Source organism: Burkholderia sp. AU6039 (assembly GCF_002223365.1).
Lineage (GTDB): Bacteria > Pseudomonadota > Gammaproteobacteria > Burkholderiales > Burkholderiaceae > Burkholderia.
Genome location: NZ_NKFK01000005.1, coordinates 967,706 through 983,067, shown reverse-complemented (window position 1 = coordinate 983,067; position 15,362 = coordinate 967,706). Strand labels below are relative to the sequence as shown.

Below are 15,362 nucleotides of genomic sequence, written 5' to 3'. Positions count from 1 at the left end.
CCGCGCCGCCCGCGCTTCTCACCTTACCGCGCGCTGCCCGCCCCGCGATCGAGCGATGCCGCGCGCACGGCTTCGCCGGGCTTCGTGAACACGCGCTGCCGCAGCGCGGCGATCTGCGCGTCGCGATCCTGCGGCGTCAGGCCCGCCGACTCGATCTGCGCACGCTGCGCCGCATAGTCCGTATAGCGGCTTTGCCACGATGCGTCGTCCTGCTGCAACTGCGCGACGCGCGCGGCGGCTTCGGCGCCGAGTGTCTGCGTCAGTTGCGCGCGCATCGCATCGGGCGTCGCCCCGCTCTTCTGCAATTGCGCGATCTGGTCGATCGCGGCGCGCTGCTTATCGATGCGCTGCTGCGCGGCGCGCTCGTCGGCCGGCATCTGCTGTTCGAGCGCCGCGAGTCGTTCGGTCTTCTGCGCATCCGTCAGCGTCCGATCCTGCGTGATCTTCAGCCGCGCGAGGTCGTAGCGCTGCCGCCACTGCTCCGCGCCGAAAAACGGCTGGCTCCAGTCACCGAGCGTGCGATATGCAATCGATGCACGCTGGTCGAGCGCGAGCTGCAGCGCGCCGAGGTCGGACTTGTCGACCGCGCCGGCATCGCGCAGCTTCGCGAGTGCGTCGAGATAGGCGCGATAGCGGTGCCATACGTCGAGCGCCTCGGCCTGCGCCACGGTGCCGTCGAGTTGCGCGGCAATCTCCCGCACGACGAACGCATCGAGCGCGGTCGCACTCAGGTCGCTCTGCGCGGTCAGGCAGTAGTCGAAGAAATCGCGCACCGCGCGCGACTTCGCGAGATGGCCGGCGGCATCGAGCGGCAACCGGGGCGCGCTGGAGCCGGCGAGCGCCGGCGGCAGGCCCGCGCTTGCCGGCACGGCGGCCTGCGGCGGCGAAGCTGCCACGCTACCCACCGCCGCCCCCGCATCCGGCGACTCGCCGCCGGCGCCAGTCCCTCGATGCCAGCCCGCGCCGCTCCACATCGCCACACCGGCAATCGCCGCCAGCCCCACGACACCGTAGACCACGGCGCGCCGCGCCAGCGGCGCGCGTCCTTCACGTGCCGTCATCGATTACACGCCCGCCAGCTTCAGACGGTTCGCATGCGTGCGGATCACCGCGACCGGATCTTCCGCATACGCGCCGCGCACGCCGAGCAGCTGGTTGATCTCGTCGAGATGGTTCCATTTGTAGCTCGTGCTCAGCACCTTGCCGTACAGCGCACTGCACTTCGACACGACCCCGTCGTTCTGCCCGGAGCCGCGGTTGATCATCACCGTGCCCGTGCCGAGCAGTGCGAGCGTCGACAGATCGAGTGCGTTCGCCGGATCGACGACCGGAAGGGTGCTCGTGTCGGTGGCGCCCGTGACACCCAACACGGAGAGCGTCGGCTGGATCGCCGTGCCGGCCCACGAGTACAGCAGGTGCGTGTTGCCGCCGACGGTTTCGGTCGGCGCGCCGGTCTGGCAACTGCCCGGCGCACCCAGGCCCGCACTCGGGTAGTTCTGGTTGTACGTGGCAGCGCGTGCGGTCGTCAGCGTCTGCAGCGCGGCGAGCGCGTCCTGGTTCGTGTTGTGGGTGCTGCTCGTCAGGATCCCGAACACATTGACGAACGCGGCGATCACCGATGACGAAAGTCCGGTCGGATCGTATGCAAGCACGTTCTGCACGAAGTCGGCGAACTCGGAGCCGCGATGCGGCGTGCCGATCGTCGTCACCGACGCGACGAGATCGGGCGCGACGGCCGCGACATAGCGCGACGAGAGGCCGCCCTGGCTGTGGCCGACGAGATTGACCTTGGTCGCACCTGTCGCCGCGAGCACCGTCTTCACGTAAGCGAGCAACTGTTCGCCGCGCCCGTTCGGGCCGTCATCGCTCTGTAAACCCGACAGGTTCGCGACGTAGACGGTCGCACCGTTCTGCTGCAGGTCTGCCTGGATGCCGTACCAATAATCGAGCACGCCGGCGTACTTGTCGGTACCGGTGAGCCCGTGCACGAGGATGATCGGATAACGCGTCGCCGCGTAGCTATCGGCGGGCGCGGTCGCCGCCATCGCCGCGTGCGTCGTCGCGAGCGTCATTGCTACAGTCGTCCCCGCGAAAGGCGCGATACTCATCGCGCATGCCACTGCCCCTGCCACCACCCTGGAACGCATCGTATTGGCCATGCATGTTCTCCTGATTATTGTGCTGCCGGTGCGAATGAAGCCGGATCGACACGCACTATGCATCGCCAGCATCGCGACCACCGTGTGCGTCGAATGCGGGAGTGAATCACGAGTCGCGAACGTTTGCGCCCTGACTAGACACGGTTCTCTAATCGGTTGACGCGCCCCGCCCGTTCGGGCGGGGCCGCGTTCATGCGTGCGCATGCTGCAATGCACACGCGCGATGCGTTACAGCTTCGCACTCACGCGTACCCACGCGGTCCGGCCCGGCTCCATCACCGGCGCGTTCGCCGGATAGCCGAAGCCCGCGTTGCCGGCGAGATTCAGGTGCTCGGTGTAGGCCTTGTTCAGCACGTTGTCGACGCCGACCGAGATCTGCACGGTCTTGCTGACGTTGTATTGCGTATGCAGCGAGAGCACACCGAACCCGGCGCTCGGGCCGAAGTCCTTGCCGACCACGTTGCCCTCGTTCAGGGCATAGCGATGCTGCGGCGCAACGATGCGCCACAGCCCCCCTGCCGACCACGCACCCCGCGTGTACTCGAGCCCGATGCGCGCCTCGAGCGGCGGCATCTGCGGCAACGGATCGCCGGTTGCGACGTTGCGCCCCCACGCATACGCGAGCGACGTCTCGACGCGCAGCGGCGAAACCGGTTTCCACGACACGCCCGCTTCGCCACCCATGATCTGCGCGTTGACGTTGGTTGCCTGCGTGGTCGGGCCCATCATGCCGGCCGCGTAGTTGAACAGGATGAAGTCCTGAACATAACCCGCATACGCCGACACCCACGCATCGAGCCGTTCGCTCTTGTATTGCGCGCCGATGTCGAGCTGCGTGGTCTTCTCCGGCTGCACCGCCGAGAACGCGTTGATCGAACCGGCCGGCCCGCGCTTCGCGGAAAACAGCTCCCAGTAGTCGGGATAGCGCTCCGTATGGCCGATGCCCGCGTACCACGTGACCGGCAGCGACGCGAGATCGCGCTCGTAGCGGACGAAACCGCTCGGCAGCACGCGCGTGCGATCGTCGTCGAAGGTCGGGTTCGGCATGCGCTTCATCATGCCGCTCGTCGTCGCGCGCTTGTCGCGTGCGCTCGCATAGTCGACGCGCGCGCCGCCGATCACGCGCGACACGTCGCTCGCATACCACGTCAGCTCGCCGAACAAGCCTGCGTTCCACATCGTCGCCTGCGCATCCCACGGCTTGTCGCCGTAGTTCTGCCGCCCCATCGCCGAGCGCGAGTCGAGCCGGTTCGATTGCGCATCGACGCCCGTCACGAGCTTGAAGTCGTCGGCAAAGCGGAACGTCGCGGCCGCGCGCGCGCCGAACGTGCGCCGCCGCACTTCCGACGCCATCCGCATCGGCATGCTGCTGGTCGGGTCCGGTTGCCGCAACGTAGTGTTGTCCATCACGTGATCGGCTTCGTTGTAGTACACGCGCGCTTCGATCCGGTCGAGCACGTCGCCGAGATGCTGCTTGTCGAACGACAGGCCGAACGTCTCGCGGCGGAAATGCGCGCCGTCCATTCCGCGTCCCGCGTAGCGCGCATAGCCGTCGCCGGTGCCGGCGGTCAGCTCGACGCGTGTATGGTCGTCCGGCGTCCAGCCGAGCGCCGCATCGGCGTTCCACTTGTCCCACTGCGACGGCACGGTGTTGCCGTTGCCGTCCTTGTAGTCCTGCGAATGCGCGTGGTTCGCGGTCACGCGGCCATAGACGTCCGGCGTGCCGGCCGTCACGTCGATGTTCTGGTCGTTGCGGCCGAACGACCCGCCGACCAGGCTGCCGTCGAAGCGCATGCCGGGCTTGTCGAAGCGCGGCGTCACGCGCTCGAACATCACGGTGCCGGCCGATGCGCCGGGACCGTACAGCACGGTCTGCGGCCCCTTCACGACGGTGACCTTGTCATAGCTTTCCGGCGCAATATACGACGTCGGCGCGTCCATCCGGCCCGGACATGCGCCGAGCGTCGACATCCCGTTCGCCAGGATGTTCAGCCGCGAGCCGAACATCCCGCGCAGCACGAGGTCGCCGTTGGTGCCGCCGCTGCGGATCGACGTGAAACCGGGGATCGTTTTCAGGTAATCCGCGCCGTCGCTGGCGGGCAGCGGCTGACGCGGCGTCTTCGGATCCGTGACGACGACGAGCGGCGTCGACAGCGGCGATGCAACAACTTCGATGGCCGGCAGCGGCGCGGCCGTCTCGCCGGTCGGCGCGCCGGATGCGCGCGCCGTTTCGGCGGCCGCGGCGCTCGCGGCCAATGCGCCGACAGCGAGCGCGGGAACGGTGAGTTTCAGCACGCGCGGCATGCGCCGCGCACCGGCATTGCGTGACGCCCGCGGCGTACGCAACTGGAAAATGGTCATGATCGAAAGCCCGAGTGACGCCCTCCACGCGGCCTCGACGGGCCGCACGGATATCGGCGATGAATGGAACGGAAACAGCGCGTCAGGCGCGCTCGGGCGGGGCGCGCGGGTATGCGCGCGGATAGCGGTCGGCGCGCGCCGCGACGGCAGGCGACGCGACGGCGGAAACGGAAACGACGGGAATGGAAGCGAGTGCCGCGGCGGTTGGCGCGCCGATCGCGGGGCTGTGCGCGAAGAAACCGCAGTAGCCGCACGCATCGAGATGCAGCGCATGATCGTGCATGCGGCCCGCGTCGGGCGACGGGTGCGCGCCATGCTCCGTACTGCAGACGATTGCGTCGGGCGTGGCCGCCTGCGCGACGCGCCACTGCGACACCAGCGGCGCCGCGATCGCGAACCAGATCGCGAGCACGCCAAGCCAGGCGGTCAGGTGACGATGTCGGTGCAGCATGCTCGGCAACGAGTAAGCGGAATGTAAAAACAGCCGAGATGTTACAGAATGTTCAACGCGATGGCCAGCGCGGATGGCGGTAAACGAACCGGGGGCGCATGGTTGTCAACACAACCAAGCGCCCCCGCCTGCTGCATGCTTGCGGAACGTGGCGTTCAGGGCGCCATGCGCCGCAGCACGTCGTCGCGCCGGATGAAATGATGGTAAAGCGCGGCCAGCGCGTGCAGGCCGATCACGAAGTAGAACGCATTGCCGATCAGCTCGTGCGCTTCCTTGATCGTCGGCCGCAGCGCCTTGTCGGGGCCGAACAGCGTGAACGAGATGCCGAGCCAGTCGAGCGACACCGGCTTGCCGCCCAGGTTGATCATCATGATGCCGAGCAGCGGCTGCGCGATGATGAACACGTAGAGCGCGACATGCGCGAGCTTCGACAGCCAGCGCAGCAGCGCCGCTTGCGGAATGGCCTGCGGCACACGGCTGACGGCTCGCCACAGCACGCGCAGCACCGACAGCACGAGCACGAGCGTGCCCGCGGTGAGATGCACGTTCATCCAGAACACCCGGCTGTCGCTGCCTTTCGGCCCGCGGATCTCGATGGCCAGGTAGGCCAGCGCCACCAGCAGGAAGACGGCCCAGTGGAAGAAGATCGCGGGCGAGCTGTAGCGCGTCTGTTTCGCGAGGATGTTTCTCATGCTTCGTCTCGTGTTGTATGCGGGGAGGAGCGCATGCAGCCACCGGCCGGCGCCCGGCAAAACTGCCCCGATTGTAGCCGCACGGGCGTCCGGTTTTGCACGACGCGCGCAAATATCCGACGAATTGCCCACCCGCGCCGAGCGGGGCTTCATATGGAAAGTCCGCATCGCGCGCCAGAACGGCTGTGGCACGATGAAGCTTTGGTGCGACGGCGCGCGGGCATCATGAGCAAGGCGTTCTTCGTTGCGGCCTATCGGCTGACCGCCGCGTTGCTCGCGGTATCCACCACGCTGCACAGCGTCGCCGACTACTGGCACCTGCCGGGCTTTCATCTCGGCAACTACCTCAGCTACTTCACGCAACTGAGCAGCCTCTACGCGGCCGCGATGCTCGCCGTCGGGCTCTGGCGCATCGCGCGCCCCGGCTCGGCCCGCTACGAATCGATGCGCGGCGCCGCGGTGCTGTATGTATTGATCACCGCAATCGTCTACGAACTCCTGCTCGCGCGGCTCGATGCGCTGCACCACGTCACGCCGGCGTTCAACAACTGGGTGCTGCACCGGATCGTGCCGCTCGTCGTGCTGTGCGACTGGCTGTACGTGGAGCCGCGCCTGCCGATCCCGCGGCGCAGCGCGTTCGCGTGGCTCGGCTTCCCGATCGTCTATCTCAGCTATACGCTCGTGCGCGGCTCATTCGAGAACTGGTACCCCTACCCGTTCGTCGATCCGCGGCCGCACGGCTACCTGCCGGTCGCGATTCAGTGTTCGCTGATCGCGCTGGGCGCGGTGGCGCTCGCAATGGGTATTCGCTGGCTCGGCAATCACGCGAGACCGTCCGGTGCGGTGACGCTCAGGAAAGGATGAAGGCGGGAGCGTGTGCGCCGCCCGGCGCACACGGGATGAAGCGGACGATCAGCCGCCGTTGCGCGGCAGGAAGTTCATCGGATCGACGACCTTGCCGTTCTGGCGGACTTCGAACTCGAACGTCGAACGGCCGCTCGCGTCGGTGCCCATTTCGGCGACCGGCTGGCCCTGGCGCACCGCGTCGCCTTCGTTGACGAGCAGCTTGCCGTTGTGTCCGTAGGCCGTGATGAGCCCGTTCTCATGCTTCAGGATCACGAGCGGCCCGTAGGCCTTGACGCCGGATCCGGCGTACACCACGCGCCCGGCCGCCGCGGCCCGCACCGAATGGTCGGGCCCGGACGCAGCGATCACGAGGCCGCGCGTCTTGCCGGCCGAGAACGGCGTCGCCACGACACCGGTGGCCGGCCAGGCGAGCGAGCCCGGCTGCGCGGCCGCCGCGGGCGGCTGCCCGAGCGACGTCGCGGCAGGCGGCGGCGCGACGCGCAGCACCTGGCCGGGATACACGGCGTCGGTCGGCGCCATGTGGTTCCAGCTGGCCACGTCCTGGACGCGCTGCCCGTAGGCGTTCGCGACGCCCGCGAGCGTATCGCCCGGATTCACGCGGTAATAGCCGGCGATCACGCCCGGCGTCGCGGCCGACGTGGGTGCCGGCTGGCGCGCCGGCTGCCAGCTGTCGGTCCACGGCGTCATCGTGCAGCCCGTCAGCGCGATGGCTGCGGCAACGAGCGCCGCCTGCGGCAGCCAGCGCGTCAGCGCATCGTGGATGGGAATAGTTTCTCTCAAGGGTCCTCCCGGATTTGCGTCGTTGCGCCGCCCACCGCCCCCCGGCGCGCGACGCACGATGTCCGGCCGAACGGCCGGATCAACCAGTATCCGACCGCGCTCGCGGCCGTCAGTTTCCACAGCGGGACGTGGGTGCGAATGGGCTCACCGGCCCCTTTTTCGCGTCGTCCCGACCGGCAAAGATACCATTTGTGGCGGTCAAGGCCGCGTCAGGTGCCTGATCCGGCAACAATCTTGCGGCGTCGCGCCAGCGTGCCGGTGGCCTGCAAGCCGCGCCGCGCGGGCCGTCGGGCGGGCTTTAGCGGCGCTTCCGCTCGCCGCGCCGCCCTTGCGGGCAGTCTCGATCCCGTCACATTCTCCCCGTCGTTCGCCACCTATACTCGGTGATGCACTGCGCGATCCAACGATAACGAGGAGCATGACAATGAACAACGCGACGTTTCTTTCCGTGCAGCTCAACGCCGACGACTTCTCCGGTTCCAGCGGCCTGGTCGAATTGCTCAACCGGCACCTGCTGTTCGCGACCGACGTCGCCGAGGCGGCCGATGCGCTCGTCCAGCTGGCGAGCGTCGCGCATATGACGGGCGCCACGCGCCACAGCGTCGAGCTGCCGATCCTCGCGATCGAGCGGCTGCGCGATGCGCTCGACACGTTGAGCGGCTACGACGAAACGTGGCTGCAGGTGCTGGAACCGGCCGAAGCGCTGGTCCGGGATATCGGGCACCGCCGGCACCCGCTGCACTGAACTGGCGGCTGGCGGCTGGCGGGATAGGCGCGCCGTCAATGAAAACAGCCCGCCGTTCCGCATGACGGAACGACGGGCTGTTTGTGCTTCCAGGGTCGGATCAGGCCGCCGAGGCGGCCGCACCATTAACGACCCTTGTAGATCGGGGCGTCGTCAGCAATACGCTTGACTTGCCAGCCGGTCTTGGCCTTGGCCGGCGCGCCGGATTCTTGCGCGGCAGCCGGTTGCGCGCCGTAGCCGGTCGTGTCGGCAGCGGCGACGTTCTGTTGCGGGTTCAGGCGGGCTTCAGCAGCCTGGATGCCTTCCGGGTAGTTCGTACGGTCGCTGCCCAGCTTGTAGCCGGCCTGTTGCACCGCGACCAGGTCGGCCTTGACCTGTGCACGGGTGACGGGCGCGTTCTGTTGGGCGAACGAGACGGCGGGAACGGCGAGGACGGCAGCTGCGGCGAACGTTGCGATCAGCGATTTCATGATTACCTCCGGGATTTTTTTGCTCCGCCGCACACACCATGTCTGCAGCGATGGAACAGAGTTTAGTCCCGGCAGCACCTAGGGAAAACCATGAAACGACGAAAACACTATTTCCCAGGAACCAACAATCCCGGCATCCGGTATCGAAAAACCCTATCGATAGAATAGATTTTCGCAACAATGCCGCCCTCGCCAGCCGGTTACGACCAGTTCGCGTGGAAGCTGCCCGGCTTGTCGGTACGCTCGAACGTGTGCGCGCCGAAGAAATCCCGCTGCGCCTGCACGAGGTTCGCGGGCAGCCGCTCGGAGCGGTAGCTGTCGAAGTACGCGACCGCCGACGCGAACGCCGGTACCGGCACGCCGGCCTTCACCGCCGCGACCACGACATCGCGCAGCGATGCCTGGTAATTCGCGGCGATGTCCTTGAAGTACGGGTCGAGCAGCAGGTTCGCGAGCGCCGAATCCTTCGCGTACGCGTCCGTGATCTTCTGCAGGAAACGCGCGCGGATGATACAGCCCGCACGGAAGATCTTCGCGATCGTGCCGAGATCGAGGTTCCAGCCGTACTCTTCCGACGCCGTGCGCAGTTGCGCGAAGCCCTGCGCGTACGAGATCACCTTGCTCAGGTACAGCGCGCGGCGCACCGCTTCGACGAACGCGGCGCGATCGCCTTCGAACGGCGCGGCGGCCGGGCCCGCCAGGACCTTGCTGGCCGCGACGCGCTCGGTCTTCAGCGACGACAGCACGCGCGCGAACACCGATTCGGTGATCAGCGGCAGCGGCACGCCGAGATCCAGCGCATTCTGGCTCGTCCACTTGCCGGTGCCCTTCTGCGCGGCGCGATCGAGGATCACGTCGACCAGGTGCTTGCCGGTTTCCTCGTCCTTCTTGCCGAAGATCTTCGACGTGATCTCCATCAGGTAGCTGTCGAGCTCGCCCTGGTTCCACTCGGTGTACACCGCGCCGAGTTCGTCGTTGGTCAGGCCCGCGACGTCCTTCAGCACCGCATAGCTTTCGGCGATCAGCTGCATGTCGCCGTATTCGATGCCGTTGTGGACCATCTTCACGTAATGGCCCGCACCGTCCGGGCCCATGTACGCGACGCACGGCTCGCCGTCCGACGGCGCCTTTGCGGCGATCTGCTTGAGGATCGGCTCGACGAGGTCGTACGCATCACGCTGGCCGCCGGGCATGATCGACGGGCCGCGCAGCGCGCCCTCTTCGCCCCCCGACACGCCGGTGCCGATGAAGTGCAGGCCCGATTGCGCGAGCTCCTGGTTGCGGCGGATCGTGTCGGTGAAGTGCGTATTGCCACCGTCGATCAGCACGTCGCCCTTCTCGAGCAGCGGCTTGAGCGACGCGATCGTCGCATCGGTCGCTTCGCCGGCCTTCACCATCATCAGGATCCGGCGCGGCGTTTCGAGCGACGCGACGAATTCCTCGAGCGTATAGGTCGGCACCAGATTGCGGCCGGGGAATTCGGCGATCAGTTCGTCGGTTTTCTCGCGGCTGCGGTTGTACACCGACACCGCGTAACCGCGGCTCTCGATATTGAGTGCGAGATTGCGGCCCATCACCGCGAGCCCGATCACACCGATTGCTTGTTTGCCCATTAGTCAATTCTCCGGAAAAAACGGGGCGCGACCCGAGCCGGGTCGCGCGCACAGGCGAAAGGATAGTGGAAACCCGGCGGCGATGCGCGCTTGCCTGTCATTGCTCCGCGTGAGGCAGCCGCCGGAACACGACGCTCAGGTTGTTCGCCGGCATCTCGACCACCTCGATGCAGTCGAGCCCGCGATCGAGGCCGAGTGCGACGACGGTCTCGAGATCGCGCACGCCCCACGACGGGTCGCGGCCGCGCAGCTGCAGGTCGAACGCTTCGTTCGACGGCGCCGTATGCCGGCCCTCGCGACGATACGGCCCGTACAGGAATAGCACGCCGCCCGGCCGCAGCAGGCGCGACGCACCCGCGAACAGCGCGTCGGTGCAGGCCCACGGCGAAATGTGAATCATGTTGATGCAGACAATGGCATCGAGCGTGTCGACCGGCCAGGACGCGTCGCGCACGTCGAACGCGAGCGGCCCGGCAACGTTGGCAAGGCCGGCATGGGCAACCCACGCGGCAATCGAGCGCCGCGCCTGCGCATCGGGATCGCTCGGCTGCCAGTGCAGGCCCGGCAGCGCCTGCGCGAAGTGGACCGCGTGCTGCCCCGTGCCGCTCGCGATTTCGAGCACGCGGCCGCTCGCCGGCAGCACGCGGCGCAAGACGTCGAGGATCGGCCCGCGATTGCGTTCGGCCGCCGGCGCCGACAGCCGCGCGGACGGATCGGGCGAAGAAGTCGGATCGGTCACGATGCCTGCTCCCGTGCGTGGTTCGCGAGGCCCAGCCGCGCGGTCAGCGCGTCGAGCGCGGGTGCGCAGCGCGCCTCGACCTTCAGCGTCAGCATCGGATCGGCGCGCGTATGGCCGAGATTGAGCGCGGCGACCGGCTTGTTCTGTGCCTGCGCCCACACGCAGAAGCGGTAGCCGGAATACACCATCAGCGACGAGCCGACGACCAGCAGCGCATCGGCCGCCTCGAGCGCCTGCGACGCGAGCGCCACGCGCTCGCGCGGCACGTTTTCGCCGAAGAACACGACCGCCGGCTTCAGCAGCCCGCCGCACGCGGGGCACGCCGGAATGCGGAACGTGTCGAGCGCGGCCCATTCGAGGTGCGCATCGCCATCCGCGGCCGGCTCGGCCTGCGCGCCCAGCAGTTCGGGATTGTCGGCCTCGAGCATGACCTGGATCGTCGCGCGCGCATGATGCGCGCCGCAGCCGAGGCACGTGACGCCGTCGATTCCGCCGTGCAGTTCAATCACGTCGCCGCTGCCCGCGCGCTGGTGCAGGCCGTCGACGTTCTGCGTGACGAGCCGCTCGACCCGTCCCGCGCTGCCGAGCCGCGCCAGCGCCACGTGCGACCCGTTCGGCTGCGCGCGGCCGACGACGGGCCAGCCGATCATGCTGCGCGCCCAATAGCGCCGCCGCGCGGCATCGGAGCCGAGGAATTCGTGGAGCTGGATCGGCGGAGAGCGCATCCATTGGCCGTTGCGGTCGCGATAGCCTGGAATGCCGGAATCGGTGCTGATGCCCGCGCCGGTCAGCACCAGCAGGCGCGGATGACGCTCGACGAACGTGTGCAGCGCATCGAGTGCGGCCGGATCGACGTCGGCGGTTGAGGGATCGTTCTGAGCTGTGTCGTTCATGTTGGCAACGCGTGATCGGGCGCGTCGGCAAGCCGTGCGCCCGCACGGGCGGCCAGACACGCCAGCACATGATACAGAACGCCGCGCGATCGGGCCGATGGCCCGCGTCGCACATCGGCGCACAAAAAAAGACGCCCATCCGCCACTCGGCGATGGGCGCTTCAACAATTGATCCATCGGGGTAGTGGATCAACTGACAGCACAATTTCGCGGCGTCCGCCCTGCTTCGGTGGGTGAACGCTTCCCCTGGACTCCATGTGTTCCGCGATGCCGAATGCATCGATGCGCTGCCGGCTTTCCGGTGCGTGCCGGTTCGGCCCCGTCGCGCCACCGCAATGCACGGCACGCACACGTCTACGCCGCACGACGACTTGCGTTGCGCGCGGCAGATTGACGATCCGGGATCCGGGCCGGGCCATCCGCAGGCATTCACGGTTCATCCCCGACGGCCGACTGGCACCAGTCGGCCTCGTGCGTCATGCCTGCACGTCGTCGTTCAGAACAAACCCGATTGCTCGGATGGAACGGAAAGCCGCGCGCTCACGTCGCCTCGATAAACGGCGAAGCGAATGGCCCGGCAGGTCGGCGATTCATGTTTGCAACACGACACGTTGCGATTCGGTCTGTTTTCATTCTCTTGTCCCCGTCTCCGATACGTCCGACCCACTGAAGCGATCGCCGGACCGACTGCGTCCGCGACCGCGCTCACGGCCTGCACAGATATGCAAGGAGCGCACCATGCTTCACGCCGCAAGGCCGCGCGGGTCAAAACGGGGCCATCGACGCGCATCGCGCACCGGCAAACAGCGCGAACGTTTCGAAACTGAAACGCCTGCGGATCGGCTGCCGTCGGCCGGCCAAGCCGTCACGCCGCACCCGCCCGGCCCGGGCAAACAGCGCGACGTTGCCTCTGCGCGCGACTACCGAACGGCTTACAATCGCCCCACTGTGCCGCATGAACCGGCGCGCGGCGCCGTCCTGGCCTTCCACGCGCGGCGCGCACCACCCGACCGGAGCCCACTACCCGACGCATGCCTGACGCACACGACTGGCTGGATACCGACTACCGCACGCTGTTCCGCCTGCATCCGGATCGCCGGATCGAACGCGAGAACGATCCCGACTGCTCGCCCGGGCCGCGCTTCTGGCTCGGCCGAAGCGCCGACGGCAACCTGGCGGGCATACGCGCCGACGTGCCCACTGCTGTTGCAGACGAACTCGCGCACCTGGCCAGCAGCGAACCGCCGTTGGCGGACCACATGCAGCCCGCGCACCTCGATCGCTATCTCGCGCTGCTCGCCCCTGTTCCGCACTGGAATATCGGCCTTGTCTACCCGCTGCCGCACGCACTCGGTTTCGACACCGACGCGCGCGTCGCGCTGATCGACGGCGACAGCGACGCGGGCCGGCATCTGCTGCATGCGCTGCCCACGCACGGGATGCCCGAAGGCCTGTACTCGATGGGATTTCGAAACGCCGCCGATCTGTGGGCGCCGTGGTGCGCGGCCGTCGTCGATGGAGAAGTCGCGTCGGTCGCGTTTGCCGCGCGGCTGTCCGAAGCCGGTGCCGAACTCGGTCTCGCGACGGCCCCTGCATTTCGCGGGCGCGGGCTCGCGGCGGCGGTGACCGCGGCGTGGTCGCGGCTGCCGTCGCTTCAAACGCGCACGCTGTTCTACAGCACCGACAGCGACAACCGCGCGTCACGACGCGTGGCGTCGCGCCTCGGCCTCACGCTGCGCGGCACGACGCTGCGAGTGGCATAGCACTGGAGCCGGCGCGACACCTCAACGAAAGGCGTCGATCACCTTGATGCGACGCTCGGTTTCGTTGACGAAGCAACTGTCGACCTCCACGAGCCCGAGCGTGCCGCCCGCATCGGGCTGCCGCGATTCGGCACACTTCGCGTCCCGCGCCTTGAGCCAGCGGCGCTCGTCGTTGCGCAGTCTCGCCTGCCCCGGTGCATCCAGGCTCGCCATCTTCGTCTTGTAGACCACATTCAATCGCTTGTCGGCTGCTTCGTATTTCAGTCCGAGGCAATTGCGGATGTCGGCCGTGTAGCCCGTTTCCTCGGCGGTCTTGCAAATAGCGGCGCGCTGCGCATCGTCCGCGAGCGCGTCCGACGCGACCGCGAAAAGCATCGCGCTTGCCGTCAGACCGATCGCCATGTGTCGAAGCATGTTCATCCGGATGTGTTGTTTTCAATGACGGAAGGCCCGATTATGCCCGGCCCGCAGCCCGCATGACCTGCGTTGCCTCGACGTCAACCGGTCACTGCGTATGCCATACCGGGCAACCGTCGTGCAAACACGCTAGCATTCGAACACGCAACGTCGCGCGTTCGCTTCGCGCTGCCTCCAAGGACTCGACATGACCACGCCCGCCCCTGCCCGCCCCGATGTCGCGCATCGCGTCTTTTCGGACGGACGGTTGTCGATCGGCCTCACGCTTCCGCTGCTTCGCACCGGCCATATCGTCGCCGACTTCCACGAGCAGCTCGAACTCGCGGCGCTGGCCGACGCGCTCGGCTTTCGCGCGCTGTGGATTCGCGACGTGCCGCTGAACAGCGCCGACTACCCCGATCCGGTCGGCCACCTCGACCCGTGGGTCCTGCTCGGCGCACTGGCGGCACGCACGCGCCGGATCGCGCTCGCCAGCGGCGCGATCGTGCTGCCGCTGCGTCATCCGCTGCATATCGCGAAAGGCGCGCTGTCGGTCGCGACGCTGTCGGGCGGCCGCTTCATCCTCGGGCTCGGCTCCGGCGACCGGCCGCCCGAATATGCAGCGTTCGGCGTCGACGCAGAGACGCGGCGCGACCGCTACCGCGCCCACTGGGACGTCGTCGCGGCCGCGCTCGGCGTGCCATCGCGCGTGGTGCCCGACGAAGCGCCGCCCGATGCGCCCGAATTCACGCTGCTGCCGCGCGGCGCCGACGCCGTGCCGATGCTGGCGGTCGGCTCGGGCGGACAAAGTGTCGACTGGATCGCGCGGCACTCGCTCGGCTGGATGACGTACCACCGCGATCCGGACACGCAGCGCGCACGCCATTCGATGTGGCGCGCGGCGGTCGACCGGCTCGCGACGCCCGCCTTTCGCGCGTTCGGCGTATCGATGCGGCTCGACCTCGTCGCGGATCCCGATGCGCCGGCAACCGCATTGCCGCTCGGCTATGCAACCGGACGCCGCGCATTGATCGACATCCTGCGGGACATGCACGCGGCGGGCACGCACCACGTCACGCTGAATCCGGGCTCGGACCGGCCCGTGCGCGAAGTCATCGAGGAAATCGCGGAACACGTTCTGCCGGTTTTTCACGATGGGCCCGCGTAATTCGGCAGGATTCCAGATTAATTCGACCCGACGCGTGCGTGGCTCATCGTTGTCGACGAGCCGGCATTACAAATGTCTTACGCGTTGATCATTGAAACGCCCCAACCTGTCCGACGACCTGCGATCCGCGTCGGACACATGATTGCGCAAACGCGCCGCAAACGCCCGCGCCGCGCCGGGCATGCCCGATTCGAATGATCGTCGACGGAACTATTCGGTTCCCATCGCAATCATGTTAACTTCCGTCCATCGTTCAGCCTGGCGG

The 15,362-nt window shown here is 67.7% G+C and carries 15 protein-coding genes; 4 read left to right on the top strand and 11 right to left on the bottom strand.

Features of this window, described 5'->3' with window-relative positions:
- Positions 1-23: 23 nt before the first annotated feature.
- From CFB39_RS22245 to CFB39_RS22220, 5 genes are all read right to left on the bottom strand, one after another.
- Positions 24-1,061 (bottom strand): lipase secretion chaperone, encoded by a 1,038-nt coding sequence (locus CFB39_RS22245; RefSeq protein ID WP_089474457.1) that lies wholly within the window; start codon positions 1,059-1,061, stop codon positions 24-26.
- A 3-nt stretch (positions 1,062-1,064) separates the two neighbouring features.
- Entirely contained in the window at positions 1,065-2,159 is a 1,095-nt protein-coding gene (locus CFB39_RS22240) for a triacylglycerol lipase (protein ID WP_089474456.1), read from the bottom strand.
- A 228-nt stretch (positions 2,160-2,387) separates the two neighbouring features.
- Positions 2,388-4,520, bottom strand: coding sequence for a TonB-dependent copper receptor (locus tag CFB39_RS22235; protein ID WP_089474455.1), 2,133 nt, complete (start codon positions 4,518-4,520; stop codon positions 2,388-2,390).
- Positions 4,521-4,602: 82 nt separating this feature from the next.
- Positions 4,603-4,971, bottom strand: a complete 369-nt coding sequence (locus CFB39_RS22225) for a DUF2946 domain-containing protein (RefSeq protein WP_089474454.1) — start codon at positions 4,969-4,971, stop codon at positions 4,603-4,605.
- Positions 4,972-5,126: 155 nt separating this feature from the next.
- On the bottom strand, positions 5,127-5,663 hold the full coding sequence (locus CFB39_RS22220; RefSeq protein WP_046549930.1) for a cytochrome b: 537 nt from the start codon (positions 5,661-5,663) through the stop codon (positions 5,127-5,129).
- Between the two features lie 225 nt (positions 5,664-5,888).
- Between CFB39_RS22220 and CFB39_RS22215 the strand changes: the two genes are divergently transcribed.
- Positions 5,889-6,527: a Pr6Pr family membrane protein gene (locus CFB39_RS22215; RefSeq protein WP_089433275.1), complete on the top strand. Its 639-nt coding sequence runs from the start codon at positions 5,889-5,891 to the stop codon at positions 6,525-6,527.
- Between the two features lie 48 nt (positions 6,528-6,575).
- Here the strand turns inward: CFB39_RS22215 and CFB39_RS22210 are convergent, their stop codons facing one another.
- Positions 6,576-7,310 carry a peptidoglycan DD-metalloendopeptidase family protein gene (locus CFB39_RS22210; RefSeq protein ID WP_089427977.1) on the bottom strand — a complete coding sequence of 245 codons (735 nt, stop codon included), beginning with the start codon at positions 7,308-7,310 and terminating at the stop codon, positions 6,576-6,578.
- Positions 7,311-7,734: 424 nt separating this feature from the next.
- On the opposite strand from CFB39_RS22210, the gene CFB39_RS22205 reads away from it, so the two are divergent.
- Positions 7,735-8,055, top strand: coding sequence for a hypothetical protein (locus CFB39_RS22205; protein ID WP_089474453.1), 321 nt, complete (start codon positions 7,735-7,737; stop codon positions 8,053-8,055).
- A 125-nt stretch (positions 8,056-8,180) separates the two neighbouring features.
- On the opposite strand, the gene CFB39_RS22200 is transcribed toward CFB39_RS22205, so the two are convergent.
- The 4 genes from CFB39_RS22200 to CFB39_RS22185 all read right to left on the bottom strand — a co-directional run bounded on the left by CFB39_RS22200 (position 8,181) and on the right by CFB39_RS22185 (position 11,770).
- Positions 8,181-8,525: a DUF4148 domain-containing protein gene (locus CFB39_RS22200; protein WP_043177725.1), complete on the bottom strand. Its 345-nt coding sequence runs from the start codon at positions 8,523-8,525 to the stop codon at positions 8,181-8,183.
- Between the two features lie 200 nt (positions 8,526-8,725).
- Complete coding sequence (gene gndA / locus CFB39_RS22195) at positions 8,726-10,138, bottom strand: NADP-dependent phosphogluconate dehydrogenase (RefSeq protein WP_089474452.1); 1,413 nt, start codon at positions 10,136-10,138, stop codon at positions 8,726-8,728.
- 97 nt (positions 10,139-10,235) lie between these two features.
- Positions 10,236-10,877 carry a DUF938 domain-containing protein gene (locus CFB39_RS22190; RefSeq protein WP_089474451.1) on the bottom strand — a complete coding sequence of 214 codons (642 nt, stop codon included), beginning with the start codon at positions 10,875-10,877 and terminating at the stop codon, positions 10,236-10,238.
- A complete protein-coding gene (locus tag CFB39_RS22185; RefSeq protein ID WP_089474450.1) occupies positions 10,874-11,770 on the bottom strand; it encodes an NAD-dependent protein deacetylase in 897 nt (298 codons plus the stop codon). The genes CFB39_RS22190 and CFB39_RS22185 overlap by 4 nt, the downstream gene beginning before the upstream one ends.
- A 1,031-nt stretch (positions 11,771-12,801) precedes the next feature.
- Between CFB39_RS22185 and CFB39_RS22175 the strand changes: the two genes are divergently transcribed.
- On the top strand, positions 12,802-13,533 hold the full coding sequence (locus CFB39_RS22175; RefSeq protein WP_089474449.1) for a GNAT family N-acetyltransferase: 732 nt from the start codon (positions 12,802-12,804) through the stop codon (positions 13,531-13,533).
- Positions 13,534-13,554: 21 nt separating this feature from the next.
- Here CFB39_RS22175 and CFB39_RS22170 read toward each other — a convergent pair whose 3' ends face one another.
- Positions 13,555-13,953, bottom strand: coding sequence for a lysozyme inhibitor LprI family protein (locus CFB39_RS22170; RefSeq protein WP_089474448.1), 399 nt, complete (start codon positions 13,951-13,953; stop codon positions 13,555-13,557).
- Between the two features lie 184 nt (positions 13,954-14,137).
- Here CFB39_RS22170 and CFB39_RS22165 point away from each other — a divergent pair, with 184 nt between their 5' ends.
- Positions 14,138-15,097 carry an LLM class oxidoreductase gene (locus tag CFB39_RS22165; RefSeq protein ID WP_089474447.1) on the top strand — a complete coding sequence of 320 codons (960 nt, stop codon included), beginning with the start codon at positions 14,138-14,140 and terminating at the stop codon, positions 15,095-15,097.
- Positions 15,098-15,362 lie beyond the last annotated feature (265 nt).